Here is a 24,276-nt window from a genome sequence, read left to right on the forward strand (position 1 = left end):
GATGAAATGCACACATTAACTTTAATTTAGATAGGACAAATTAATAGGCCCTTTGGTTTTTTCCTTCGTAGAAATTAATAAAAGCTCTATTTACAACCCTGTTCCCCCCAGGGGTAGGATAGTCTCCTGTAAAATACCAATCTCCTAGATTTTTTGGGCAGGCCTTATGAAGACTTTCAATACTTTGATAGATAATATCTACTTCTGCATTGATGCCCTTTGGACTCAAAATTTGAGCAATCTTTTTTGAAATTTGTTCGGGAGTAAAAGGTTCATAAAACTCTTTAACATAGTTAACTACTTCCTTGTCTTTTGAATCTGTCTGAGTCAGGCACTTTTCGTAAATCTCTTTTATTTTGTTTGTGGTCCCGTGGTCTTCATGAAGCGCTTGAGCAGCCTTAAAAGCAACAAAGTCCTCTAACTTGGCCATATCTATACCATAACAATCTGGATACCTAATCTGTGGAGCGGATGAAACCACTATTATTTTTTTAGGAGATAATCTATCAAGAATTTTTAGGATACTCTTTTTTAGGGTTGTCCCTCTAACTATACTGTCATCTATAATGACCAGGTTATCATTTTCTTTTACCGAACCATAGGAAATATCATATACGTGTGTAACAAGGTCATCCCTGCTACTGTCTTGGGTAATGAAGGTTCTAAGTTTGGCGTCCTTAATGGCCACTTTCTCAATACGAGGCCTTACTTCCAAAATTTTGTGAAGCTCGTCACCTGTTATTTTTGGACCCAAGGCCAAGATCTGTTCCTCTTTTTTTGCATTAAGATAGTTCTGTGCTTCCTTTACCATACCAAAGAAAGAGGTTTCCGCTGTATTGGGAATGTATGAAAAGACTGTATTTGTCAAATCATCTTTAATGGCTTTCAAGATTTTTGGGAACAAGAGTTTCCCCAACATTTTTCGTTCTTGGTAAATCTCTTTATCACTTCCTCTGGAAAAGTAAATCCGCTCAAAAGAACATGCTTTTCTTTCTGTGGGCTCAAGTATTTCTTCTAGATGAACAGTCCCCTTTTTCTTTATGATTATTGCATGGCCAGGGTCCAGTTCCTTGACCTCCTCATATTTAATGTTGAAAACAGTTTGAATTACAGGTCTTTCTGAAGCCACAACCACAAACTCATCATCTTTGTAGTAGTAAGCTGGCCTAATTCCTGCAGGGTCTCTTACCACAAAAGCATCACCGTGCCCCAACAAACCGCCAATAGTGTAGCCACCATCCCAATTTTTAGAAGCCTTGGATAGTATTTTTGCCACATTAAGTCGTTCGGCAATTAGGGGTGAGGCGTCTCTTTTATTATGCCCTTCTTTTTTTATTTGTTTGTAAAGCTTGGCAACAGCATCATCCAAAAAATGACCAATTTTTTCCATCACCGTTACCGTATCGGCCATTTCTTTGGGGTGTTGGCCAAGGGTAACAAGGTTATTAAAGAGTTCATCAACGTTCGTCAAATTAAAATTACCGGCAACAATAAGATTTCGGTGCATCCAATTGTTTTGCCTTAGGAATGGGTGAACGCTTTCAATACTATTTTTCCCAAAGGTTCCATACCTAACATGGCCCATTAACAATTCTCCTATATATGGGATGTTCTTTTTTTGCAGCGCTACATCATCTACATATTCTGGGTGTTGTGCCAAAGAAGTATTAATGCGGTCATTGATTTGGGCAAAAATGTCCTGTATTGGTTGTTGCTGTGCGGAACGCACCCTACTCATATAACGCTCTCCTGGATCCATGTCCAGTTTTATGCTTGCAAAACCAGCACCATCTTGACCTCGATTGTGCTGTTTCTCCATCATTAGGTACATTTTGTTAACGCCGTAGAAAGCTGTACCGTATTTTTCTTTGTAGTACTCTAGAGGTTTAAGCAAACGGATCAGTGATATTCCGCATTCGTGCTTAATCGCATCACTCATATCTATATAAAATAAAAAAGCCCCGAAATAGTTCAGGGCAGTTATTTACGTTAATTCAATATTGAACTGTGTCAATTCTTTAAACTGCAACAAACGTTTGTCGATTTCATGCTTCTGCAGCGCCACCATTCGTTCTGTTCCAAATTTCTCCACACAAAATGAAGCTAGATTGGAGCCTTGTATAATGGCATTCTTTATACTTTCAAAAGAAATATTTTTTGTCTGTGCCAAGTAGCCGGCAAATCCGCCAGCAAATGTATCTCCTGCACCAGTAGGATCAAAAACCTCTTCCAACGGCAATGCAGGGGCAAAGAAAATATGTTCATCATGGAACAAAAGAGCTCCATGCTCACCTTTTTTGATAACTACATATTTAGGTCCCATTTTCTGTATTTTGGCAGCTGCTTTAACCAAGGAATATTCATTGGTCAATTGCCGCGCTTCTTCATCATTAATGGTTATCACATCAATGTGGTTTATTACATTGATCAACTCTGTCCAAGTATTGTCCATCCAAAAATTCATGGTGTCCAAAATGATAAGTTTTGGTCGTTCTTCCATTTGATTGATTACACCCATTTGAATATTGGGGTGCAAATTGCCGAGCATTACCACATCGGCATCTTTGAAGCTTTCTGGAACAATTGGATTAAAATCGCCTAAGGTATTTAGTTCGGTAACCAAGGTGTCCCTTGAATTAAGGTCATTATGGTATTTTCCTTTCCAATAAAATGTTTTACCGCCCTTAACGATTTCAACTCCTGAGATATCTATATTCCTATCCGTAAAAATATCTAAATAAGTCTGTGGGAAATCATCACCAACAACCGAAACAATAGCAGACTCTACGTTAAACTGATCTGCTGCCAAGCCTATAAAGGTAGCTGCTCCTCCCAATATCTTACCTGTCTTGCCAAAAGGGGTTTCAATAGCATCGAAAGCCATACTCCCAACAATAAGCAATTTGCCCATTTATGTAAATTTGCTGCAAATATACACTTAGATATTCCATTTATCATAACAGATGATAGAATTAAGAAAAATGCAATTCAATTGCGCAAAACCTAATTTACTTTCTTCCAAAATCTGCAGGAATTTCTCCCCAGGCCTTTGTCTCCCATTTTGCTATGGGAGTATTGTAGGAATTCTGTTTTAACCATTGCTCGGCACGTTCAATAAGTTCAAAGACGACTTTGTTTTTGGCATTTTTCTTCAATTTGGTGCCGCACTTTTTTTTTCTTACCCAACCCATTGCAATTCTAGAATCTGAATAAAGAACGCGGGAACTTTTGTTATTTTTTAAAAAGGCCAATCCATGGACCAGTGCCAAAAACTCCCCTATGTTGTTTGTTCCCTGTTCAAAAGGCCCTTGTTTAAAAAGTGTTCTTTTGGTTTTGGTATCTACCCCTTGATATTCCATTTTTCCTGGATTTCCGCTCGAAGCAGCATCTACGGAAATCGAATTGTAATTGGGTTCTCCAATTTTCAACAATTCCTCTGGGGACAGTTCCTTTTTTCCTTTGGATTTTCCTTTGTACTCTAAATAATTGCTGTTAAAGGCTTTTTTTGCTTCGGCAAAATCTTGAAAGGATTTGTACTGTGCTCCTTTGAACCCTTCAATTTGGGCCTTGCAATCTGCCCAAGCTTCATAAATGCCAGGACGCTTGCCTTTCCAGACCACATAGAATTTTCTCTTATTTGCCATCCTTCAAAAGAAGTTTTTCTATTACCCTTGGAAAATGTTCATATTCAAGTTCATGTACTTTTTTGGCTATGGAATCTGCATCATCAGATGGTTCTACTCTTGTTTTAGCCTGAAATATAATAGCTCCTTCATCATAATTTTCATTGACATAATGTATGGTAATACCTGTTTCTGATTCTAAATTTTCTCTAACAGCTTGATGAACTTTTGCACCGTACATACCTTTTCCACCATATTTGGGCAACAGTGATGGATGAATGTTGATAATGGTATTTGGGAAAGCTTTTAGTAGCGAAGTTGGAATTTTCCACAAAAAACCAGCTAAAACGATTAAATCTGGGTTTAACCCTTTTAAAAGTTTAACAAAACCATCAGAATCTGAGAATGCTGTCCTGTTAAAATAAAAAGCGGCTGTCTTGAGTCTATCGCAGCGCTCTAAAACACCTGCTGTTTTTTTATTGGTAAATACTGCAGAAACCTCTGCTGAGCCCTTTTCTTTAAAGAAAGAGATAATATTTTCGGCATTTGAACCGCTACCCGAGGCTAAAATTACGATTTGCTTCATTTAGGGAGTTCTACTATGGTTATGGGCCTATATTTAGAAGGCTAAAGTAATATTATGGAGCATAAGATGTGTAATTTGAGTCACATTTTATCGACAAATGGTGTATTTAATCCAAAGTTTTATATTTTTGCCAACGATTAAATTTTTAAAACCGATATAATTATGTCAGACATTGCATCAAGAGTAAAGGCTATCATCGTTGATAAGCTAGGTGTTGATGAGAATGAAGTAGTGCCAGAAGCTAGCTTTACCAATGATTTAGGTGCGGATTCCTTGGACACTGTTGAACTTATCATGGAGTTTGAAAAAGAATTTGATATTCAAATTCCTGATGATCAAGCAGAGAACATTGCAACTGTTGGTCAAGCCATTAGCTATATAGAAGAAGCGAAGTAATTTTATGATATTTTACTAAAGACTTTAAATTATCCATGTGATGATCATCACATGGATATTTTTTTTAATTTAGGTTCTAAAGGTTAAAATAATAGTTCAATGCAGTTAAAGCGAGTAGTAGTTACCGGAATGGGTGCGTTAACACCCATTGGGAACAATTTAGGGGCTTATTGGGAAGGACTAAAGAATGGTAAAAGCGGATGTGCTCCCATAACATATTTTGATACTGAGAAGTTCAAGACCAAATTTGCCTGTGAACTGAAAGGCTATAACCCTCAAGATTTTTTTGATAGAAAAGAAGCTAGGAAACTGGACAGGTTTGCTCAGTATGCCTTGGTTTCTTCAGATGAGGCCATTGCAGATGCTAAATTAAATCTGGATGAGGTAAATAAGTTGCGCGTAGGTGTAATATGGGGCGCAGGAATTGGAGGGTTGGAGACCTTTCAGCAAGAAGTTTTAAACTTTGCTGATGGCGATGGAACCCCAAGGTTTAATCCATTCTTTATCCCTAAAATGATAGCAGATATTGCGCCAGCCAATATTTCCATAAAACATGGATTTATGGGGCCAAACTATACAACGGTCTCCGCATGTGCTTCTTCTGCAAATGCTATGTTCGATGCTTTAAACTCAATTCGTTTAGGGTATTGCGATGTAATTGTTACAGGAGGAAGTGAAGCAGCGGTTACTATTGCCGGAATGGGTGGTTTTAATGCCATGCACGCACTATCGACCAGAAATGAAAGCCCAGAAACAGCTTCAAGACCATTTGACGGAACCAGAGATGGCTTTGTTCTGGGAGAAGGAGCAGGTGCTTTAATTTTAGAAGAATACGAGCATGCCAAGGCCAGGGGAGCAAAGATATATGCTGAAGTTCTAGGAGGAGGATTATCTTCCGATGCACATCATATGACAGCTCCACATCCAGAAGGCGTTGGTGTTGTTGAGGTAATGAAGAATTGTTTGGAAAATGCAGGACTGAAACCTGAAGATGTAGACCATATAAATACCCATGGAACGTCTACACCTTTAGGAGATGTGGCAGAACTCAAAGCCATTTCTAAAGTTTTCGGAGATCATGCCAAGAATATAAATATTAATTCAACAAAGTCTATGACCGGGCACTTGTTGGGTGCAGCAGGTGCTATTGAGGCTATCTCGGTTATATTGGCAATGGAGAACGATCTTGTGCCTCCAACCATAAACCATAGTACAATAGATGAAAATATCGATTCTTCACTCAATCTAACTCTTAATAAAGCGCAGAAACGAGAAGTTAATGTGGCAATGAGCAATACTTTTGGTTTTGGCGGTCATAACGCCTGTATTTTGTTCAAGAAATTAGGGTAGTTTTGTAGAGATGAGATTTACTTCCAAAATATTCAATTCCCCACCGAAAACGGATGGGGAATTTTTTTTGGGAATTAAGAAAATTCTCGGTTTCAAGCCCAAGGATATAGAAATTTATAAAAAGGCATTTCTTCATCGTTCTGTAAACAAAAGAGACGCTGAAGGCAACCCCATGAATTATGAAAGACTTGAATTTTTGGGAGATGCAATGCTAGGAACGATTATTTCAAAACACCTTTACAACGAAGTCCCAGAAGGGGACGAGGGTTACCTTACCAAGATGCGCTCAAAGGTTGTAAGCAGAAAGCATCTTAACGAATTGGGAAAAGACCTAGAACTTTTGCACCATGTTGAAAGCAGGATTCCCAAATCACATTTTGGAGAAAACATTCATGGAAACGTATTTGAAGCTTTGGTAGGGGCCATTTATTTAGACAAGGGCTATACCTATTGCGAGAGGTTTATCAATGAAAGAGTTATAGAACCATATGTAGACATTGAACAATTGGAAGGCAGGGTTATCAGTTATAAAAGCTTGGTCATAGAATGGTGTCAAAAACAAAAAAAGTCGTTTAATTATGACGTGTATGAGGACACAGGAAATGATGAATTAAAACATTTTGCGGTGAAACTTACCATAGGAGAAAAAATACTTGCCAAGGCCAGGGCAACTTCTAAAAAGAAAGCGGAAGAAAAAGCTTCAAGAAGGGCATATTTTGCATTACAGAGCAAAATTGAAAATGAACAACTTTAAATAAAGGCAAACTCTAACGTTTTCGTAGGCTCTCAAAAGCGCATTGTCCCATTTCAGCTAGGCTGGCAATTGTATTAAGAGTATATTTACAGTTCGTGTTAATGCCATGTCAACGACGCATAAAATATCAGCAGACTTTTATGATGATAATTTTCAACTCATCGCCATACATAGTGGCATGGAGGATTATGCTATGACCTATGCCATTAATTCCAGCTGTCAACTTCATTTAAAAAGAATGGAAAAGGATTTGAAATTTAACAAAAACCTTTCATTTTCGGTATTTGAATGGGACGATGAAATGAACGATATGTGTTGGACCCTAATTTCCAATAAATGTGTATTTGAAGAGATCATCGTGTCTGATGGTCTTTTTGAGAACAACACTTCTTTAAGAACAAGCCATTTAATAAAAGAGCAAAAGGAAGTGGATTATTTTTTAAAAATTGATGCTGGAGACCAATTGAAACTTGAAGAACAAGTAAAATTCATAAACAAAATACCAAAAGTTGTAACAGCCTATTCGTTGGAGACACAAACTTTAAAATCAAAAAGAAACCTAATCTTTTAGCAATGCCAACTAGAAAGAAGACAAAAATTGTAGCGACCCTGGGTCCTGCCACGAGTAAGAGGGAAGTCCTTAAAAAGATGATGGAAGCAGGAGTGGATGTTTTTAGAATAAACTTTTCACATGCTTCCCATGATGATGTTGCAGAACGCATTCAAATGATACGGGATTTAAACGAAGAACTAGGCGTTAACACATCTATACTTGCAGATTTACAAGGGCCAAAGCTTAGAGTTGGTGTTATGGGAGGAGAAGCTGTGGTTGCACCAGGAGATGAAATTACGTTTGCTACTGGAGAGCCTTTTGAAGGAACAGCGAAAAAGGTTTATATGAATTACCAAACCTTCCCTCAAGATGTAAAACCTGGTGAGCGTATTTTGTTGGATGACGGAAAATTAATTTTTGAAGTTAAATCCACGAACGGAAAGGATGAAGCAAAGGCAACAGTAATACAAGGGGGACCGCTAAAATCTAAAAAAGGGGTCAACCTTCCCAATACGGATATTTCATTACCTGCCTTGACCGAAAAAGATATTAAAGATGCCATATTCGCCATTTCGCAAGAAGTGGATTGGATGGCTCTTTCCTTTGTACGCCATAGTCAAGACCTTATAGATTTACAGAACCTAATTAACAAACACTCGGAGCATAAAATTCCAATTATTGCCAAAATTGAAAAACCAGAGGCGGTGGATAATATTGACAAAATTGTTGCGTATTGTGATGGCTTAATGGTAGCAAGGGGCGATTTGGGTGTAGAGGTTCCTGCACAGGAAGTACCTCTAATTCAGAAGAAATTGGTATTGCGCGCAAAAAAGGCTAGAATTCCAGTGATTATTGCTACGCAAATGATGGAGACTATGATTACCAGCCTTACTCCAACACGTGCAGAGGTGAATGATGTTGCAAACTCTGTGATGGACGGTGCTGATGCTGTAATGCTTTCTGGTGAAACCTCTGTGGGGAATTATCCGGTTCAGGTAATTGAAAAAATGTCAAGTATTTTAACCAGTGTGGAAGGCTCCAATTTAATAAATGTTCCGCAAACTCCACCTCATATCCGAACTAAAAGATACATCACTAAATCAGTCTGTTACCATGCCGCAACAATGGCAAACGAAATTCAGGCAAAGGCAATTTCAACACTTACCAATAGTGGATATACCGCATTTCAAATATCTGCATGGCGGCCAAGTGCCCATATTCTGGTTTTTACATCAAACAAAAGGATTTTGACTCAATTAAATTTGTTGTGGGGAGTAAAAGCATTCTACTATGATAAATATGTTTCTACAGACGAGACCATTGAAGATGTAAACCAAATAGCCTGTAAGAAAGGATTTTTGGATGTAGGGGATATGCTTATAAGTTTAGCTGCTATGCCAATAAAAGAAAAAGGAATGGTGAATACCTTGCGTATTACCGAAATAGAAACTTGCTCTTTTTAGAAAATGTTGCTAATAAGGTTTAGGCAACTTCCTTTTCAAAAGCGATGAAGTTTACCACCTTACCTGCTTTATCAAAAACTGGAAAACCTTTGATCCAACATTTGTAAGGAGAACCATTTTTCCTATAGTTGAGCAAAATAACTTCAAAGGGTTCTTTTCTTTTAATAGCTTGTGAAACTTGTTGGGCAGTTTTTTTGCAGGTTTCCTTGCCTTGAAACATTTTCGGCTTTTTTCCTATAACCTCGTCAGAAACATAACCGTTCATTTGATACATGTTTTGAGAGGTGTAAACAATATTTAGATTGGTATCGGTTACTACAACGACGTGTTCTTTGTCCAGGATTTCATTTCGGAAAGACATATTATTTTTCCATTTTTCTTTTTGTGCCAAATCGCTTAGACTTTTCACATCCTGAAGATTTTTACACACTTTGGCAAAGCGTTGTGCATATATATCAAGGGCGCTTACGGGATAGCTGTTTATTTCTTGTTTGCTATAGAAATTGTTTACCGCCTCATCATAAAATTTCATCTTTTCCATGCCCAATACTATAAAAAGTTTTAAAACCGCTAAAATCTGGCCAAAACATTAACACTCTTGTTTAAGAAATACCATAAAATTGGTTTTAAAATAGGTGTAAGCATCAACAAGATAATAGGACTAATTCTGGGAAAAGCAGCATTTTTAAACAATAAACAAGGAGGCAAACCTATATGAGACACGAATATAAGGACCTTAAATTGGGCGCAATTTTAGGGTTGACCAATGACATCAGAAAGGATAATGATCGTTTCTCCATAACTTCCAATACCATCAAGTTTTTATGGAACAGGAATGATGAACCCATAGAATTTGTTGTGGATGATATGGTTTTAAAGCTTATGCCCAACCAGATGGTAACGGTCACATATTTACAAAATATTTCCTTTTCTAAAACCAATTTACCGCTTTCGGCAATTCTTTTCAATAGAGAGTTTTATTGTATTTCTGATCATGATAGTGAGGTCTCTTGTAATGGCATCCTATTTTTTGGCACTCAAGATTTACCAATAATTTCTATACCAGATGACCAACTAAGAAAGTTCAATGTATGGTTCGAAGTGTTTTTGGAAGAGTTCTCTACCCCAGACAACATTCAGGGTGATATGCTTCAAATGCTCTTGAAGCGATTGATAATCATGAGTACCCGTTTGGCCAAGGAACAACATATAGTCAAAGCGCTTAATAACGAACAAGTAGACACCATTAGAAAGTTCAATTATCTCGTGGATATTCATTATAAAACCAAACGAAAAGTGAGTGAATATGCAGAAATGCTATTTAAATCACCAAAGACCTTATCCAATCTTTTTTCAATCTATAACCAAAAATCCCCACAACAAATTATCTTGGAACGTTTGGCCTTGGAAGCAAAAAGACTTATTCATTTTACAGATAAGCAAAATCAGGAAATTGCCTTTGATCTGGGATTCAACGATCCAGCACATTTCAGTCGTTTTTTTAAGAAAATGACCCAAAAGACACCTTCAGAGTACAGAGAAACCTTGCCTATTTCGGCCTAAGGGAAACTTGGGCAAGCGGTCGGGAAATTACTACTAACAACACCCTGCCTTTTCGCTACATCTTTGCATTGCAATTAAAAGTAAAGTAAAGATGAACGCAATAGAAAAATCAGTTTTCAATCTCATAGAGATATTTAGAACTTCTAAGAAAGCAGAAGTACAGACCCTTATACCAGACACACATTGTGAGCAGAAGCATCACCATGATTTTTATTGTGATGCAGAAAAACCATTTGTAAAGAATTTTTAACCCATATAATAATTAAATAAAAGATAGAATTATGAGCACATTTAATGTACCTAAAAGAGAAGAAGTAAGTAGTAACAATCAAGCAATTTTTGATAACCTGGAAAAGGCAGTTGGATTTGTTCCTAACCTTTTTGCCACGTATGCGCACTCAGAAAATGCATTGAGCAATTATTTAAATCTTTCTAACGCTAAAACATCTTTAAAAACTAAAGAAAAAGAAGCGGTAAACTTAGCTGTAAGCGAAGTGAACAATTGTATTTATTGTTTATCTGCACATACTGCAATAGGTAAAATGAACGGTTTCACAGATGACCAAATATTGGAATTAAGAGCAGGGGGAGCCTCTTTTGATACTAAACTGGATGCTTTGGCAAAACTGGCTAAGAATATCACTGAAAATAGAGGAGCTACAGATGCCTCTGTTTTAGATAACTTCTTTGCCGCAGGTTGGACAAAAGAAAACCTTATTGATACCATTGTATTGGTAGGTGACAAAACTATTTCAAACTATATCAATAACACAACAGAAGTACCAGTTGACTTTCCCGTGGCACAGCCTTTGGAAACAGTTGGAGCATAACACATAACCTTAACAAATTAAATATCATAAAATGAAAAATGTAATTGCAATTTTAGTATTCGCCGTTGGAACCGTATTTTCTGTAAATGCGCAGGATAAAATGATGAAAGAGGTTCCAGTTAGAACTTTAGCCTTGGAGCAAACATCTGGAGAGTTTACACAAAAACAAATTACGGTTTCTGAAGGAACTTATGTTTTTGACATTACAAACAATGGAGTAGGACATGAGGTAGGTTTTGTATTGGTGAAAAAAGGAAAAGATGTAAGTAAGCCGGAAAATCACATTCAGACTGCCTATGTTACCAAAGCGGTAAAAACAGGAACTTCACAAACTTCAAAACCAACAAAATTGGAAAGAGGAGAATATGTGTATTTCTGCCCTTTGAACCCTACATCAACAGATAACACCTTGATCGTAAAGTAATCAGTAGTATTTTATTGGTAAAAGAGCCTCTTCAATTTTGAAGGGGCTCTTTTTTATTGTACTACTTCAGAATTGGCAAAAAGTAATGGAGCTATGCTTCTAGACATATAGATGGGCCAATCATTTTTAAACAAATGACTTTCTGTAATGGCGCTGTCATACAAAAGATAGATTCCCCCTGATATTTTTTCAGTCTCAGCTTTAGATATGTTGGAAATATTATCACCAACGACCTCTCCTAAATACAGTAACAGTTCTTTTTTTTGTTTTTGTATTACACCTAAAACTTTTTTCTGTTTGGGTGAGAGTTCTCCCAGTGTTTTAAGCCCCCAACAGCCATGAAAATCTTCGTCCCGATACATGTCCCTTAGCAAGTCGAAAATAGCCAACAACTGATTTTTACCTTTTTTTCTTTTGGAAACATAACTTTTTAAGGATTCCAAGAAACTGTCATGGCGCTGCTTTAAGTAAGCGATGCATATATCTTCTTTGGATTTAAAATGACTGTACAGCGTGGCTTTTGCTATGCCAGATTTAGATATAATCTCATTGATTCCTGTGGAATTATATCCATTGGTATAAAAGAGATTACTTGCAGAGGTTATTATATGTTGGTGTATTTCAGGGCGTTGCACTGTTGCAAATTAAGCAAGAAATATGGCGTGGGCAATAGTTTGCCGGTTTTAAAAATCAAATTTGAGCTGAACCAAAACAGATTCCTTTTTTGATTCTTCCTTTTTTTTCTCTGTGTTCAGGTTTGCCAAAGAAATTCCCAATAAACGAACGGAGTTTTCTAGGGTTGACTGGTACAGCAATTCTTTGGCGGTTTCAAGAATCAATTCCTTTTTTGCAATATAATATGGTAGTGTTTTACTTCTGGTCTGGAGTGTAAAATCACTGTACTTGATTTTTAATGTAATGGTCTTGCCGGCAATCTTGGATTTTAGAAGTCTTCTTTCCAGTTCACTGGCAATGTTCTCAAGTTTTTCTTGCATGAAGACTTCACTGCTAAGGTTTTCAAAAAAGGTACGTTCTGCCCCTACGGATTTTGGAATACGATGAGGTTTTACTTCACTATTATGAATGCCCCGCACTACATTGTAATAGTATTTTCCGCTTTTCCCAAAAGTGTTGTCTAAAAATTCCAGGGATTTTTGCTTTAAATCGTTTCCAGTAAAAATTCCCAGCTTGTACATTTTTTCCGCGGTCACTTTTCCCACTCCATAGAATTTTCTAATATCAAGATTCTCCAAGAATTGAATGACATCTTCAGGGTTTACCGTTTTCTGTCCGTTTGGTTTATTGTAATCACTGGCGACCTTGGCAATGAACTTATTGATGGAAATTCCAGCAGAGGCTGTCAAACCTGTTTTATCAAAGATTTTTTGGCGGATTTCTTTTGCGATAAGTGTTGCGGAAGGATTTCCTTTTTTGTTTTCCGTCACATCCAAGTAAGCCTCATCCAAGGAGAGTGGCTCTACTAGATCGGTATATTCAAAAAAAACACTTCTCACTTGTTGCGAAATTTCTTTGTAGCGTTCAAAACGGGGTTTAACAAAAATTAGATCTGGACAGTTTTTTCTGGCAATATACCCCGCCATTGCACTGCGCACACCAAATTTTCGAGCTTCATAACTTGCGGCCGATACCACCCCACGTTTGGAACCTCCACCAACAGCTACTGGCTTTCCTTTAAGCTCGGGATTATCATGTTGTTCTACAGATGCATAAAAGGCATCCATATCTACATGAATGATTTTTCGTAAGGGAAAATCAAACTCCATACTCAAATTTAGGGTATATTTAGTTTGATGGAGCACATAGAAATTGAACGTAAGTTTTTAGTAAAGTCAAATGCCTACAAAAAGGAAGCAATTTCCCAAATTCGAATTGTTCAGGGATTCCTTAATACCAATGCAGAAAGGACGGTTCGGGTTAGAATAAAAGGAGATAAAGGGTTTTTAACGGTCAAGGGAAGAAGTAATGAATCTGGCACGGCCCGGTTTGAATGGGAGACCGAAATCAATGTAAACGAAGCTACGAACTTGATTGATTTATGTGAACCTGTTATTTTGGAGAAAATACGATTTGAAATTCCTATGGGAAACCATGTTTTTGAAGTAGATGAATTTTTAGGAGAGAATAAAGACCTTGTCTTGGCAGAAGTAGAGCTAGAGCATGAAGATGAGGCTTTTGTAAAACCAAGCTGGTTAGGAAAAGAGGTGACCGGAGATGTGCGGTACTACAACTCTCAATTAAGCAAGAACCCTTATCAAGATTGGTAATGAAGTCCGTTAAAACTCAATTTGCAGTTAATCTATTGAGTATAGTTTCAGCATGTGCTGCAATTTATTTTGACTTTACTGATAATAGTATTCTTTACACATTCTTTAAGCCCTTGACCACTATTTTAATAATGTCACTCTTATTATTTGTGAAAGGTACTCATGCACTAAAATTTAAAAACATTATCATAGCGGCTTTAATTTTCTGTTTATTGGGGGACATATTTTTACTGTGGGATGATTATTTTGTTTTAGGATTAGCGTCCTTTTTGATTGGTCACCTATTATTTGCAACAGGCTTCATAAAACTTCGCGGATTTCACTTTAATTGGGTCTCATTCATAATATTTTTTGCAATTGGTGCAGCCTTGCTAGTTTGGCTAAAGCCAGATTTAGAGGAGTTTGAACTACCAGTAACAATCTATGTTCTGGTCATCACTTTTATGGCGTGGCAAGGAATAGGACTTTTTTTAGAAGATCAAAAGATAGCATATGTGTTCATAGCTTTGGCGGTGGTTTTATTTATGTTCTCTGATGCAATGATTGCAGTTGACAAATTTAAATCTCCGTTTAAGCTATCTGGATTGGTAATTTTAAGTTCATATTGGGGGAGCATTTTATTGATCGTGAATGCGACATATTTAATAACGACCAAAAAAATAAGTAGTTAAAGTCTCCTATTCGTCAAGTTTCTTGTCAAGAGCTAAAATGGTATGTAACAAAACGTTGGCACCATTGGCCATATCTTCAGCTGAGGTAAACTCTTTAGGGGAATGACTTATTCCACCTTTGCTTGGTACAAAGATCATTCCGGTAGGTGCTATGGTTGCTATATCTTGGGCATCATGTCCAGCTCCACTGGGCATATATTTAAAAGTATATCCTAGTTTTGTTGTAGCAACTTCTATTTCCTTCTGAATTTCAATAGCGGTCAACGCAGGATTGGCGGTAGTATCCAATGGTAGGAATTCTATGGTCATATTGGAAGCAGCGGCTATCTCTTCGCCTTCTGTTTTTATAGCTTGGAATACTTTTTCAATTACAGCTGAGGACAAATCCCTAATCTCTAAACTGGCTACCACTCTACCGGGAATAACGTTAGGAGCGCCAGGTTCGGCATTAATACGTCCAACGGTGCCTACTTGACTACCTTCAAAGGCATTGGTAATTTCATTTACGGCAACAACGAATTTAGCAGCTGCCAATAGTGCATCTTGCCTAGCATTCATTGGTGTAGTACCTGCATGATTAGCAAAACCGGTAAAAACTACATCCCACCATTTAAGGCCAACAATACCTTCTACTATTCCAATATCTAGATTTTCTTTCTCGAGTATACCGCCCTGCTCAATATGAAGTTCTAAAAAGGCGGCCATGGCACCTTTTTTTCTGGTCACCTGGGCAATTTTTGTTGTATCGCCACCTAGCCTCATTATTCCTTCACCCATAGAAAAGCCGGTCGTATTTTCTACTTCAAAAGCTTTTGAGCTTAAGTGTCCGGACATAGCTCTGCTGCCCATAACACCGCCTTCCTCATTCGAGAAAATGATAACCTCCAGAGGGTGTCTTGTCTTAATGTTGTTTTCATTTAGTATTTCAATGACTTCCAAGGCGGCCATAGAACCAACACAACCATCATAATTTCCACCGTTGGGGACCCTATCAATATGAGAACCAAAAGAGATGACTTTTTTAGTTGCATCTTGACCTTTTCTATGACCAATAATATTACCGGCAAAGTCAATGGAAACATCCAAACCTTGAGTTTTTAAGGTTTGTACCACCCATTTTCTGGCTTCAATATCTGCATCACTAAAGGCGACTCTTTCCGTTTCTCCATTTTCTTGTAAACCAAACTTTGCTAGTTCAAAGATTCTGGCTTCAAGACGGTCTTGATCTACTTCCAGGTTTTTTTTCTGTGCAAAGATGGTGGCGGATGCGAAAAAAGTGAGCAATGAGATACAGCGTAAAGTCATACGCTAAATATAGCTATAAAAGAGAAATTTAGGCAGTGCAAGGAGTTCACTTACAGCATAGACCTAGATGGTATAAAAAAATAGCTTAAAAAGCAGACTTAAACTGCTCTAAAAAACGAATGTCATTTTCGCTCAATAAACGTATATCGGAGATTTGATGAAGCAATAATGCAATACGATCAATACCCATGCCAAAGGCAAAACCAGAATACACTTCTGGATCAATACCGCAATTCTGCAATACATTGGGATCTACCATGCCACACCCCATTATTTCTAGCCAACCGGTACCTTTGGTCATACGATAATCCGTTTCTGTTTCAAGACCCCAATACACATCAACTTCTGCACTTGGTTCCGTAAACGGAAAGTAAGAAGGACGCAAGCGAATCTTTGATTTACCAAACATTTCAGAGGTGAAATATTGTAATGTTTGTTTTAAATCGGCAAATGAAACATCCTTATCTACATACAAGCCCTCAACTTGGTGAAAGAAACAATGTGAACGGGCAGAAATGGCCTCGTTTCGATATACTCTTCCCGGTGATATTGTGCGAATAGGAGGTTTGTTGTTTTCCATATAACGCACTTGAACAGATGAAGTGTGTGTGCGCAACAGAACATCTGGGTCTGTCTGTATAAAGAAAGTATCCTGCATATCTCTGGCAGGGTGATATTCAGGAAGGTTAAGCGCTGTAAAGTTGTGCCAATCATCTTCAATCTCTGGCCCTTCTGAAACATTAAAACCAATTCTTGAAAAAATATCAATGATTTGGTTTTTTACAATGGAAATAGGATGTCTTGCCCCAATTTCCATTGGTTCTCCCGGTCTGGTTAAATCGCCATATTTTCCTTTTGTTTCCGCAGAATTTTCTAAAGCCGTTTTTAAGGAATTAACTTTATCAGTGGCATTGTTTTTTAATTGGTTTATAGCCTGTCCAAATTCTTTCTTCTGCTCATTTGGCACGTTTTTGAATTCGGCAAAGAACGTGTTCAAAAGCCCCTTTTTTCCTAAATATTTAATTCGGAAAGATTCTATTTCATCTTTTGAGGTTGAAGTAAATTGTTCTACTTCACTTAAATGTTCTTTAATGGTGTCGATCATGGTCGCTAGCGCTATTGGCCGACAAATTTAGCAAATTGTGTTTGAATATATATGCAATAAGGAAATGAAGGGTAATTCACCCCAAAGATTACTTAACTATGGGTGCCCACGAGAAGGATGGTTTGGGAAATATCCATACTTCTAAGGGGTATGGCAACTGTAAAAATTAGGATTACCCTATAAATTTAAGCAGGAAACGTGTCCTTTACATTTAGGTTAATCCAATTCATACAACTTTTAAAATCTTCAAAAATGTGTTCCTTTGGTATTAAATCAGGAATGATATCAATCCGCTCCATCATGTATCTAGGTTGATCAAGAATTTCTACCAATAACACATAAACATCTCTATTTTTCAAGTCTTGTAAGACATCTTCCATGGCATATAGCCCTGTCTGGTCCATGTATTGCATTCTTCCCATTCTTATAATTACAGTAGATGCGGTATTTGGAATTTGATCCGCTAGCTGTTGGAATTCACTGGTCGAACCAAAAAATAAAGGGCCTTTAACATGTTTGATGAAAACCTCTTCTGTTAAGTTTTTTGGAAAATCTTTTTCGTCTGCCCAAGCTTTTTCTTTGGACAGAGGTTTTACATCTGATCGTTTGGCAGTTAAATCCCCCATTTTTTTCATAAACATTAAAGAGGCAAAAACTAGTCCTATCCCTACTGCATATACTAGATTCCAAATAGAGGAGAGTACCATGACAGCTAACATTATTATTACTTCTGAACTAAGTTTAAGGGGCCCTAGTTTAATATCTTTTGGAAGATAAGGTATTGCCTTTAAGCCCTTATAATCCATTACTCCAATTCCCACGGTGACCAAAATACCAGCCAAGACAGCCGCTGGAATTTGAGATGCAACTGGCCCTAATGCTAAAAGAATAACCAATAAAAGGATACCTGCCACCATTCCCGAAAGTCTGGTTTTTCCTCCAGAATTAATATTGACCACAGTTCTAATGGTAGCTCCGGCCCCAGGAATACCACCAAAAAGTGCGGCAACGCTATTCCCTATTCCTTGACCAACCAATTCCTTATTAGGTTTGTGCTTGGTTTGTGTCATATTATCCGCAACTACTGAGGTTAAAAGAGAATCAATGGCACCTAGAAGGGCCAAGGTCAAAGCGGTAAAAACATATGGGGTAATAGACCCTATTTTGAATTCTGTAAAAATTTCCATGTTCGGGATTGGCAACCCACTTGGAATTTCTTCAATCGGGCGATAGGGCAACCCAAACCCAAATGCTATTCCTGAAACTATAATTAGCGCTACTAGAGTGCTTGGAACAGCAGTAGTTACTCTTTTAAATCCATAAATAATAAAAATAGTGGCCAAAGCAAGTGCCAATTCAAGCCAGTTAACACTTTTTAAGGCACGCGGCAATACTTTTAAAGTGCCAATTACTCCTGAAGCATCTTTTGCGGCCAATGTTTCAGCCTCTTTTTGCATGTCTGCTGGAGTAATTTCCTCTGCTCTTTTGATAGTCTCTTCAAAATCCTCAAGAACTAATATTCCTTCGCCAGCTTCTTCTTTAAGAATATTCTCCAGTATTTCTTCTTCTGCATCTGCCATAAAGCGACTAACATATTGAGCATCTTCTTTAGGATAATAGCCAATGGCAGGAAGGACTTGTGTAACCAAAATAATTACACCAATGGCGGTCATAAAACCTGAAACAACCGGGTATGGAATATACTTTATGTATTTTCCCAACCCCATGAGCCCAAGGCCAATTTGCATAATGCCAGCCAAAAGGAATATGGTTAAAATTGAGGGAAGTGCCTTTGCAATGTCACCATCGTTAATGGCAACAATTCCGCCAATAACAACCATACTTACCGCGGTCATAGGTGCTGTAGGACCAGAAATTTGGGTATTTGTCCCTCCAAAAAGAGCGGCAAAAAAACTAATGAAAATTGCACCGTACAACCCAGCACTTGGCCCAAGTCCCGAGCTCACACCAAAAGCAAGAGCCAAAGGTAGGGCTACAATACCGGCTGTGATTCCACCAAATAAATCTCCTTTAAAATGCTTGAACATGGCCGTTATGTTGGTTATAATAGTATTGCTCTCAAGATACTACTTTTGGGATACTAAAAAAGGCCAATGAAATGTTAAACACTGCCCTTTTTTAGTAATCAAATTTTAACGTGGGTTATAGGTAATTAACCTTTCCATTTGAAATGTCGTACATGCCCCCAACAACAAGGATTTCTCCATTATCCTCCATTTCTTTTAAAACAGGACTTTGTTTCCTTATGTTATCAATGGTCATTTTTACATTTTTTTCGGCTACGGCATTTACAAAACCCAGATTTTTGGAAGTTCGTTGACTTTCATCAGTTGGTTCGGAAACCGCTGCTACAGCGGGTCTTATTTTGCTTAGGAGCTCTGTTAGGTTTCCCATTTTGGCATCATCACAGGCTCCTTTTACGGCTCCGCAACTAGTGTGGCCCAAAACCACGATTATTTTTGTGCCAGCCAGCTTACAGGCAAACTCCATACTGCCCAGAATATCTGGGTTGACAATATTACCGGCTACACGAGCACTGAAAATGTCACCAACACCTTGATCAAAAATAAGCTCCGCTGAAACGCGTGAGTCTATACAACTAAGAATAGTTGCAAAGGGATATTGACCTGTTGTGGTTTCCGCTACCTGAGTCAATAGATTTCTATTTGCCATGTTTTGCTCAACAAAGCGCTTATTACCTTCTTTTAACAACTCCCATGCAGTGTTGGGATTTAATGCTGCTTGAGTTTCTTTAGTTTGTGTGATCATATTGTAAATTTTTATGTCGATTAATGTCTAATTGGAAAAATTGAATGTAACTATCAGGATTTTCTACTACTCCTCTTTCGGAGATTAGCTTTATTCCTATGTTCTTGTTTTTGGCCTTTTCTGAAAAATCTTCTAAAATTTCGATAATGTCATTGTCCAAAAAGCGAGTTTTTCTTACATCCAATTCAAGGTATGAATTTTCAGGTAGACTATCTAGCTCTTTAAGAATTGCTCCTTTATTGAAAAACGTTACTTCTTCGGCCAGGGTCATTTTTATCTTGTGGGCCCCATTACTTTTATCTTCAATGTGCAAGAAGTGGGAGTTTTGGTAACTTTTAATCAAGATGACGATAATCCCTACGCCCAATCCAAGACCTATTCCTATAAGCAAATCCGTAAAAACAATACCTAATACTGTTACTACAAAAGGAACAAACTGCTTCCAGCCTAGGAGATACATCTTTTTGAACAATCCTGGCTTTGCCAATTTATAACCTACTATGAAGAGGATAGCCGCCAATACAGATAACGGAATCATGTTTAACAATCTTGGGATAAGCATCACAGAGATCAACAGGAAAAAACCATGAATAATAGCTGATGCTTTAGTTCTACCTCCTGATTGTATGTTTGCGGAGCTACGCACAATTACCTGGGTAATGGGCAATCCGCCTAACATGCCTGAAATACTGTTGCCAATTCCTTGGGCCAATAGTTCCTTGTTAGTTGGAGTAGTTCTCTTGTAGGGGTCCAATTTATCGGTTGCCTCAACGCATAACAAGGTCTCCAAACTGGCCACCAAAGCAATAGTAAAAGCGGTAATCCAAATTTCGGGCCTACCAATGACAGCGAAGTTTGGAAAGCTTAAAAGGTTTCCAAAAGTTTGGATGCTATCTGGTATGGGCACACTGACCAAATGCTCGCTGGAAATAGCCAATGATTCATTGTCTTTTGTAAAAATATAATACAGAATTCCAATAACAACAGCTACCAAAGGGCCTTGGACCAATTGAAATACTTTGGATTTTTTACTTAGTACCCTATCCCACAGTATAAGAATTAATAGTGCCGCTACAGCAACAAAGGTTGCTCCCGGACTAATAAAGTTTATGGCATTTATTATCTCACTAAAGGTGTTTTCTCCATCTACCTGGAAAAAAGAAAAATTTCCTTCTGGATTTGCATCATAGCCGAAAAAGTGTGGAATTTGCTTTAGAATAATAATAATACCAATTCCTGTAAGCATTCCTTTAATAACGGAAGATGGAAAATAATAAGCTATTACTCCAGCTTTTAGAATACTAAAAATAATTTGGATGATCCCTCCTAGGACAACGGCTACAAGGAAATTTTCAAACCCTCCCAAGGTTCCTATTGCGGTCAATACGATTGCGGCCAATCCTGCTGCGGGACCACTTACTCCAATTTGAGAGCCACTTAGTGCCCCAACAATGATTCCGCCTACAATACCGGCAATTAAGCCAGAAAATAGAGGGGCTCCACTGGCCAGGGCTATGCCCAAACAAAGAGGTAATGCTACAAAAAACACCACAACACTAGCTGGCAAGTCATTTTTTATATACTTGAACATGATGGTAAAATAGTTTAGTCTTCAAAATGTACATTAGATTGAAGACGGTTAAAAATTGATTAAAAGAAAACGGAAGTATTATACCAATTTCCGTGGCGGTGGGAGAAGAATATCAGCCTTGAAATCTGAATTTGAGAAGATGTATTTGTCCCAGCCTTGCAGACAGTTTTGAAAGAAAACACTGTTGGAGGAGGCGAAATAGTTTAGAAATAAATTCTTTTCATCAAACTTTTTTTCAGACTCTTTTTCTTTGCTCTTTTCTTCTTCATTGGCATCTATGAGAACTGCAAGGTCATGATCTTTATCCAACAATGGCGCTATGGATGGCGCCAATATGGAAAATATCAACATTACAGCAATAAAGGGAAAGGCAATAGTTTTTAGCAAAGCTCGGTTTTAAAACAAAAATAATAGTAAAGCTATTAGTTATTGTTAAATAAAATTTAAAAATCTTTCAACAATCTTAAGTTTTCCTCAAGCAACCATCCGGTTTGCCCGTCCGAAAGCCTAATTTTCTTCCAATCATTGAGTTTTTCAAGAACATTGACCTTTGTTCCTTCATGCAGTGTAAAGACTACTTCACTGTTGTTATTTGGCTCAGAGGTAATCTTTATTTCTTTGCTAAAGATAATTGCTGGATTATCCGATTTAAAGTCCTGATATTGCAAATAGGCAATTAAGATACTTAACACTCCAAGTATCATTGACAGCATACTCGCAATAAATGCAACACGTTTCTGTGATGCAAAACGTAAGAAAAAATAGGTCAAATAGGCCAAAACAAACAAAATAAACAAAGATACGGCCAAATAGGCCCATTGATCAAAGGACAGGATATTTACAAAATTGCTATACAATTGTGCTATTTCCGTTTTTGGCATTTTTTCAACAGCGTCTAACCTCATGTTCTGGGCATACCCTAGATTGTTTAGGATTTCGCTATCATTCGGTTTTAAAAGAAGTGCTTTCTCATAATAAAAGATGCTTGGGCCAATGGCATTAAGTTTGTAGTGGCAATTTCCCAAATTAAAATAAAGCTCTGCGGAATGTTCCCCATTCTTAAGAATCTGCTCATATTTTTCAATGGCCTTGGTGTATTCACCCTTATTATAGTTTTCGGTAGCAGCAGTAAAAAGGGAATTGTTTTGAGCTATCCCAAAGCAGAACGAAAACAAACAGATTAACAATGACAGCTTTTTTATGCTCATAATTGTTTGTCCAATTTAGAAATTACTTCACTTGCTAGATCATAGTCATTCTGCATTTGCACATCAGAGAACGGGCTGTAACGTGCCATTTCACAATTTTTTAGAAGCCCAATAAAACCATGGGTATCAGCAATGGCCACTTTCTTTTCCGTTAAAATTGCTGTGATTTTCTCCTTACTGAACTCTGAAGTTTCAATCTTCAGTTTGGCTTTTAAATAATTATGCAATCCTTTTTCCAATGCTACATAAAATGCCTCTTTGTTTCCAAGTTCTTTTTTGGCCGTGGAAAGATATTTTTTGGCCAATTTGTTGGCCCGCTTTATTTTATTTCCTGCCACATCGCTTGCAATAGCTTCTCTTTTCTTAAATGAGAACACTGCAATTGGAATTAACAACAAGGGTGCAAAAAGCATGATGTAAAAGATATTTGAACCAAAGAAGTAGTTTGTTCCTATTTTGCTCAAATTCGGACTCAATTTTATGAAATGAAATTGTTTTCCAGTAGGAATTACAAATTGCTTATTCCCAGATGAAACGGTACTGTTATCTGAAGATGAGCCCACTGGCCCTTCCAATACCTCAATATTTATTTCTTCTGAATTTAAAGTAACATACTTTGATGTTTTTGGATTGAAATAACTAAACGAAATACTTGGAATTGGATATTTACCCCTGAACGTAGGAACGATGGTGTAGTTGTCTGCCACCTTGCCTTCCATTCCAGAGCTATTTGTGCGCACATTTTCGTCAAACTCAGGTTCATAGACTTCAAGGGCACTTGGTAATTCTGGTTCTGGAAGTTGAAAAAGCTTTAGATTTCCCTTTCCTGACACTTCAACTTTTGCTTGTAGTGATTCCGAAGCATTCAATTGTGTTTTACTGGCTGTTACCGAAAAGTCAAAATCTCCGACTGCTCCACCAAAATTCACTGGTTTTCCTGCTTCGGGCAAAGCCTTGACATTAAGTGTGCGTCTTCCTGCAGAAACTGTTTTACTGGTTTGAGTATAGATACGACCACCAAAAAAATCTCTTCTATTGGTTGGGACATCTACAAAAATTTCAAGTGAAAGAGGCTCAATTTCTAAACTCCCAAACTTTTGAGGATACAGTACCACTCTCTTTAATATTACAAAGCGGTATGGTTTTCCTTGATAAGTGCCATTTTGAGCGGTATGTTTGGTTACAGGAATGTCTTGACTCCAAAAGTTGTTGTATTTGGGATTATCCAAAGGACGATAATTGGTCACACTTATAGAGGGGCTTACGTAAAGCTTGTAAACTACGGTGACTGCTTCATTTAGGTATGGATTTCCTTTTGATACTTCAGCCACCAAATGCAAACTTTCATCTGCGACATCGTCCACTGTTTTTTCATCACTTGGCTTATCCACAGCGGCCGTTACCTCAACCGTTTTAGGCAAGGTTTTAAAAGTATCTCCACTAATTTCTATTGTAGCCTGTTTTATAGTGAACTTACCTCTTGCCGTGGGGACTAAAATGTAGGAATAAGATTTTGAGAAACTCCGTTTTCCGTTTATCCAAGAGGAGCTAATTGATTGAGAAGGCCCCATAACGACTTTAAAACCCTCAAAAGGAGGAGGGTTAAAGTTATCCCCATCCTTGTTCATTGTAAACTCAACCCTAAGACGTTCATTTATGCCCAACTTTTCTTTGCTGAGTTTCACTTCAAATGAGACCTCGTTTTCTTGTGCATAGGAAGATGCACCCATGACTAGGGAGATGCTTAAAACAAACAAAATTTTGTAACATAACTTGTAC

At 37.6% G+C, this 24,276-nt stretch carries 26 protein-coding genes; 11 read left to right on the forward strand and 15 right to left on the reverse strand.

Translation table 11 applies throughout. The features are described from left to right. Positions 1-40 precede the first annotated feature (40 nt). The 4 genes from DKG77_RS04095 to purN form a co-directional block, all read right to left on the reverse strand. Positions 41-1,939, reverse strand: a complete 1,899-nt coding sequence (locus tag DKG77_RS04095) for an amidophosphoribosyltransferase (protein WP_109660444.1) — start codon at positions 1,937-1,939, stop codon at positions 41-43. Between the two features lie 45 nt (positions 1,940-1,984). Beyond that, entirely contained in the window at positions 1,985-2,911 is a 927-nt protein-coding gene (locus DKG77_RS04100; RefSeq protein ID WP_109660446.1) for a PfkB family carbohydrate kinase, read from the reverse strand. A gap of 97 nt (positions 2,912-3,008) precedes the next feature. After that, positions 3,009-3,644: a ribonuclease H1 domain-containing protein gene (locus tag DKG77_RS04105; RefSeq protein WP_109660448.1), complete on the reverse strand. Its 636-nt coding sequence runs from the start codon at positions 3,642-3,644 to the stop codon at positions 3,009-3,011. Further along, positions 3,634-4,209, reverse strand: coding sequence for a phosphoribosylglycinamide formyltransferase (gene purN / locus DKG77_RS04110; RefSeq protein WP_109660450.1), 576 nt, complete (start codon positions 4,207-4,209; stop codon positions 3,634-3,636). Before purN ends, DKG77_RS04105 begins: the two co-directional genes overlap by 11 nt. A gap of 162 nt (positions 4,210-4,371) precedes the next feature. Here purN and DKG77_RS04115 point away from each other — a divergent pair, with 162 nt between their 5' ends. The 5 genes from DKG77_RS04115 (at position 4,372) to pyk (ending at position 8,725) form a co-directional block, all read left to right on the forward strand. Next, complete coding sequence (locus tag DKG77_RS04115) at positions 4,372-4,605, forward strand: acyl carrier protein (RefSeq protein WP_010519573.1); 234 nt, start codon at positions 4,372-4,374, stop codon at positions 4,603-4,605. Between the two features lie 99 nt (positions 4,606-4,704). Then, a complete protein-coding gene (fabF, locus tag DKG77_RS04120; protein WP_109660452.1) occupies positions 4,705-5,955 on the forward strand; it encodes a beta-ketoacyl-ACP synthase II in 1,251 nt (416 codons plus the stop codon). Positions 5,956-5,965: 10 nt separating this feature from the next. Continuing rightward, a complete protein-coding gene (gene rnc / locus DKG77_RS04125; RefSeq protein WP_109660454.1) occupies positions 5,966-6,709 on the forward strand; it encodes a ribonuclease III in 744 nt (247 codons plus the stop codon). A 106-nt stretch (positions 6,710-6,815) separates the two neighbouring features. Further along, positions 6,816-7,280, forward strand: coding sequence for an IPExxxVDY family protein (locus DKG77_RS04130; RefSeq protein WP_109660456.1), 465 nt, complete (start codon positions 6,816-6,818; stop codon positions 7,278-7,280). 2 nt (positions 7,281-7,282) lie between these two features. Next, a complete protein-coding gene (gene pyk / locus DKG77_RS04135) occupies positions 7,283-8,725 on the forward strand; it encodes a pyruvate kinase (protein ID WP_109660458.1) in 1,443 nt (480 codons plus the stop codon). A 19-nt stretch (positions 8,726-8,744) separates the two neighbouring features. Here pyk and DKG77_RS04140 read toward each other — a convergent pair whose 3' ends face one another. After that, on the reverse strand, positions 8,745-9,266 hold the full coding sequence (locus DKG77_RS04140; RefSeq protein ID WP_109660460.1) for a PAS domain-containing protein: 522 nt from the start codon (positions 9,264-9,266) through the stop codon (positions 8,745-8,747). A 173-nt stretch (positions 9,267-9,439) separates the two neighbouring features. Between DKG77_RS04140 and DKG77_RS04145 the strand changes: the two genes are divergently transcribed. The 4 genes from DKG77_RS04145 to DKG77_RS04155 all read left to right on the forward strand — a co-directional run bounded on the left by DKG77_RS04145 (position 9,440) and on the right by DKG77_RS04155 (position 11,542). Beyond that, positions 9,440-10,288 carry a helix-turn-helix domain-containing protein gene (locus tag DKG77_RS04145; protein ID WP_109660462.1) on the forward strand — a complete coding sequence of 283 codons (849 nt, stop codon included), beginning with the start codon at positions 9,440-9,442 and terminating at the stop codon, positions 10,286-10,288. Positions 10,289-10,379: 91 nt separating this feature from the next. Continuing rightward, positions 10,380-10,538, forward strand: a complete 159-nt coding sequence (locus DKG77_RS16945) for a hypothetical protein (RefSeq protein ID WP_165819345.1) — start codon at positions 10,380-10,382, stop codon at positions 10,536-10,538. Positions 10,539-10,569: 31 nt separating this feature from the next. After that, the gene (locus tag DKG77_RS04150) at positions 10,570-11,118 is read left to right on the forward strand and encodes a carboxymuconolactone decarboxylase family protein (protein ID WP_109660463.1); all 549 of its coding nucleotides are present in this window, start codon (positions 10,570-10,572) and stop codon (positions 11,116-11,118) included. Between the two features lie 31 nt (positions 11,119-11,149). Then, the gene (locus DKG77_RS04155) at positions 11,150-11,542 is read left to right on the forward strand and encodes a plastocyanin/azurin family copper-binding protein (protein WP_109660465.1); all 393 of its coding nucleotides are present in this window, start codon (positions 11,150-11,152) and stop codon (positions 11,540-11,542) included. Between the two features lie 53 nt (positions 11,543-11,595). Here the strand turns inward: DKG77_RS04155 and DKG77_RS04160 are convergent, their stop codons facing one another. Beyond that, a complete protein-coding gene (locus DKG77_RS04160) occupies positions 11,596-12,177 on the reverse strand; it encodes a TetR/AcrR family transcriptional regulator (RefSeq protein ID WP_109660467.1) in 582 nt (193 codons plus the stop codon). Between the two features lie 48 nt (positions 12,178-12,225). Next, a complete protein-coding gene (gene dinB, locus DKG77_RS04165) occupies positions 12,226-13,326 on the reverse strand; it encodes a DNA polymerase IV (protein ID WP_109660468.1) in 1,101 nt (366 codons plus the stop codon). A gap of 27 nt (positions 13,327-13,353) precedes the next feature. Between dinB and DKG77_RS04170 the strand changes: the two genes are divergently transcribed. Then, the gene (locus tag DKG77_RS04170; protein ID WP_109660470.1) at positions 13,354-13,827 is read left to right on the forward strand and encodes a CYTH domain-containing protein; all 474 of its coding nucleotides are present in this window, start codon (positions 13,354-13,356) and stop codon (positions 13,825-13,827) included. After that, positions 13,827-14,498 (forward strand): lysoplasmalogenase, encoded by a 672-nt coding sequence (locus DKG77_RS04175; protein WP_109660472.1) that lies wholly within the window; start codon positions 13,827-13,829, stop codon positions 14,496-14,498. The genes DKG77_RS04170 and DKG77_RS04175 overlap by 1 nt, the downstream gene beginning before the upstream one ends. Before the next feature lie 6 nt (positions 14,499-14,504). Here the strand turns inward: DKG77_RS04175 and DKG77_RS04180 are convergent, their stop codons facing one another. From DKG77_RS04180 to DKG77_RS04215, 8 genes are all read right to left on the reverse strand, one after another. Beyond that, positions 14,505-15,803, reverse strand: a complete 1,299-nt coding sequence (locus DKG77_RS04180; RefSeq protein ID WP_109660475.1) for a Zn-dependent hydrolase — start codon at positions 15,801-15,803, stop codon at positions 14,505-14,507. An 85-nt stretch (positions 15,804-15,888) separates the two neighbouring features. Next, entirely contained in the window at positions 15,889-16,908 is a 1,020-nt protein-coding gene (pheS, locus tag DKG77_RS04185; protein WP_109660476.1) for a phenylalanine--tRNA ligase subunit alpha, read from the reverse strand. Positions 16,909-17,093: 185 nt separating this feature from the next. After that, positions 17,094-18,956, reverse strand: coding sequence for a SulP family inorganic anion transporter (locus tag DKG77_RS04190; protein WP_243414827.1), 1,863 nt, complete (start codon positions 18,954-18,956; stop codon positions 17,094-17,096). A gap of 115 nt (positions 18,957-19,071) precedes the next feature. Beyond that, positions 19,072-19,698, reverse strand: coding sequence for a carbonic anhydrase family protein (locus tag DKG77_RS04195; protein ID WP_109660480.1), 627 nt, complete (start codon positions 19,696-19,698; stop codon positions 19,072-19,074). Then, positions 19,682-21,289, reverse strand: coding sequence for a SulP family inorganic anion transporter (locus DKG77_RS04200; RefSeq protein WP_109660482.1), 1,608 nt, complete (start codon positions 21,287-21,289; stop codon positions 19,682-19,684). Before DKG77_RS04200 ends, DKG77_RS04195 begins: the two co-directional genes overlap by 17 nt. A gap of 78 nt (positions 21,290-21,367) precedes the next feature. Then, complete coding sequence (locus DKG77_RS04205; RefSeq protein WP_133248415.1) at positions 21,368-21,676, reverse strand: hypothetical protein; 309 nt, start codon at positions 21,674-21,676, stop codon at positions 21,368-21,370. A 56-nt stretch (positions 21,677-21,732) separates the two neighbouring features. Beyond that, on the reverse strand, positions 21,733-22,497 hold the full coding sequence (locus DKG77_RS04210; protein WP_109660486.1) for an SH3 domain-containing protein: 765 nt from the start codon (positions 22,495-22,497) through the stop codon (positions 21,733-21,735). Continuing rightward, entirely contained in the window at positions 22,494-24,227 is a 1,734-nt protein-coding gene (locus DKG77_RS04215; protein WP_243414829.1) for a BatD family protein, read from the reverse strand. Before DKG77_RS04215 ends, DKG77_RS04210 begins: the two co-directional genes overlap by 4 nt. Positions 24,228-24,276: the final 49 nt, after the last annotated feature.

Source organism: Flagellimonas aquimarina (assembly GCF_003149745.1).
GTDB classification, from domain to species: Bacteria; Bacteroidota; Bacteroidia; order Flavobacteriales; family Flavobacteriaceae; genus Flagellimonas; species Flagellimonas aquimarina.

Coding starts and splice junctions, on each gene's coding strand:
- DKG77_RS04105 (WP_109660448.1), bottom strand. CDS start 3,644: ATGGCAAATAAGAGAAAATTCTATGTGGTCTGGAAAGGCAAGCGTCCT.
- fabF (WP_109660452.1), top strand. CDS start 4,705: ATGCAGTTAAAGCGAGTAGTAGTTACCGGAATGGGTGCGTTAACACCC.
- DKG77_RS04215 (WP_243414829.1), bottom strand. CDS start 24,227: ATGGGTGCATCTTCCTATGCACAAGAAAACGAGGTCTCATTTGAAGTG.
- DKG77_RS04150 (WP_109660463.1), top strand. CDS start 10,570: ATGAGCACATTTAATGTACCTAAAAGAGAAGAAGTAAGTAGTAACAAT.
- DKG77_RS04175 (WP_109660472.1), top strand. CDS start 13,827: ATGAAGTCCGTTAAAACTCAATTTGCAGTTAATCTATTGAGTATAGTT.
- DKG77_RS04115 (WP_010519573.1), top strand. CDS start 4,372: ATGTCAGACATTGCATCAAGAGTAAAGGCTATCATCGTTGATAAGCTA.
- rnc (WP_109660454.1), top strand. CDS start 5,966: ATGAGATTTACTTCCAAAATATTCAATTCCCCACCGAAAACGGATGGG.
- DKG77_RS04130 (WP_109660456.1), top strand. CDS start 6,816: ATGTCAACGACGCATAAAATATCAGCAGACTTTTATGATGATAATTTT.
- DKG77_RS04195 (WP_109660480.1), bottom strand. CDS start 19,698: ATGATCACACAAACTAAAGAAACTCAAGCAGCATTAAATCCCAACACT.
- pyk (WP_109660458.1), top strand. CDS start 7,283: ATGCCAACTAGAAAGAAGACAAAAATTGTAGCGACCCTGGGTCCTGCC.
- DKG77_RS04170 (WP_109660470.1), top strand. CDS start 13,354: ATGGAGCACATAGAAATTGAACGTAAGTTTTTAGTAAAGTCAAATGCC.
- purN (WP_109660450.1), bottom strand. CDS start 4,209: ATGAAGCAAATCGTAATTTTAGCCTCGGGTAGCGGTTCAAATGCCGAA.
- dinB (WP_109660468.1), bottom strand. CDS start 13,326: ATGGAGTTTGATTTTCCCTTACGAAAAATCATTCATGTAGATATGGAT.
- DKG77_RS04210 (WP_109660486.1), bottom strand. CDS start 22,497: ATGAGCATAAAAAAGCTGTCATTGTTAATCTGTTTGTTTTCGTTCTGC.
- DKG77_RS04180 (WP_109660475.1), bottom strand. CDS start 15,803: ATGACTTTACGCTGTATCTCATTGCTCACTTTTTTCGCATCCGCCACC.
- DKG77_RS04100 (WP_109660446.1), bottom strand. CDS start 2,911: ATGGGCAAATTGCTTATTGTTGGGAGTATGGCTTTCGATGCTATTGAA.
- DKG77_RS04145 (WP_109660462.1), top strand. CDS start 9,440: ATGAGACACGAATATAAGGACCTTAAATTGGGCGCAATTTTAGGGTTG.
- DKG77_RS04155 (WP_109660465.1), top strand. CDS start 11,150: ATGAAAAATGTAATTGCAATTTTAGTATTCGCCGTTGGAACCGTATTT.
- DKG77_RS04140 (WP_109660460.1), bottom strand. CDS start 9,266: ATGGAAAAGATGAAATTTTATGATGAGGCGGTAAACAATTTCTATAGC.
- DKG77_RS16945 (WP_165819345.1), top strand. CDS start 10,380: ATGAACGCAATAGAAAAATCAGTTTTCAATCTCATAGAGATATTTAGA.
- pheS (WP_109660476.1), bottom strand. CDS start 16,908: ATGATCGACACCATTAAAGAACATTTAAGTGAAGTAGAACAATTTACT.
- DKG77_RS04200 (WP_109660482.1), bottom strand. CDS start 21,289: ATGTTCAAGTATATAAAAAATGACTTGCCAGCTAGTGTTGTGGTGTTT.
- DKG77_RS04095 (WP_109660444.1), bottom strand. CDS start 1,939: ATGAGTGATGCGATTAAGCACGAATGCGGAATATCACTGATCCGTTTG.
- DKG77_RS04190 (WP_243414827.1), bottom strand. CDS start 18,956: ATGTTCAAGCATTTTAAAGGAGATTTATTTGGTGGAATCACAGCCGGT.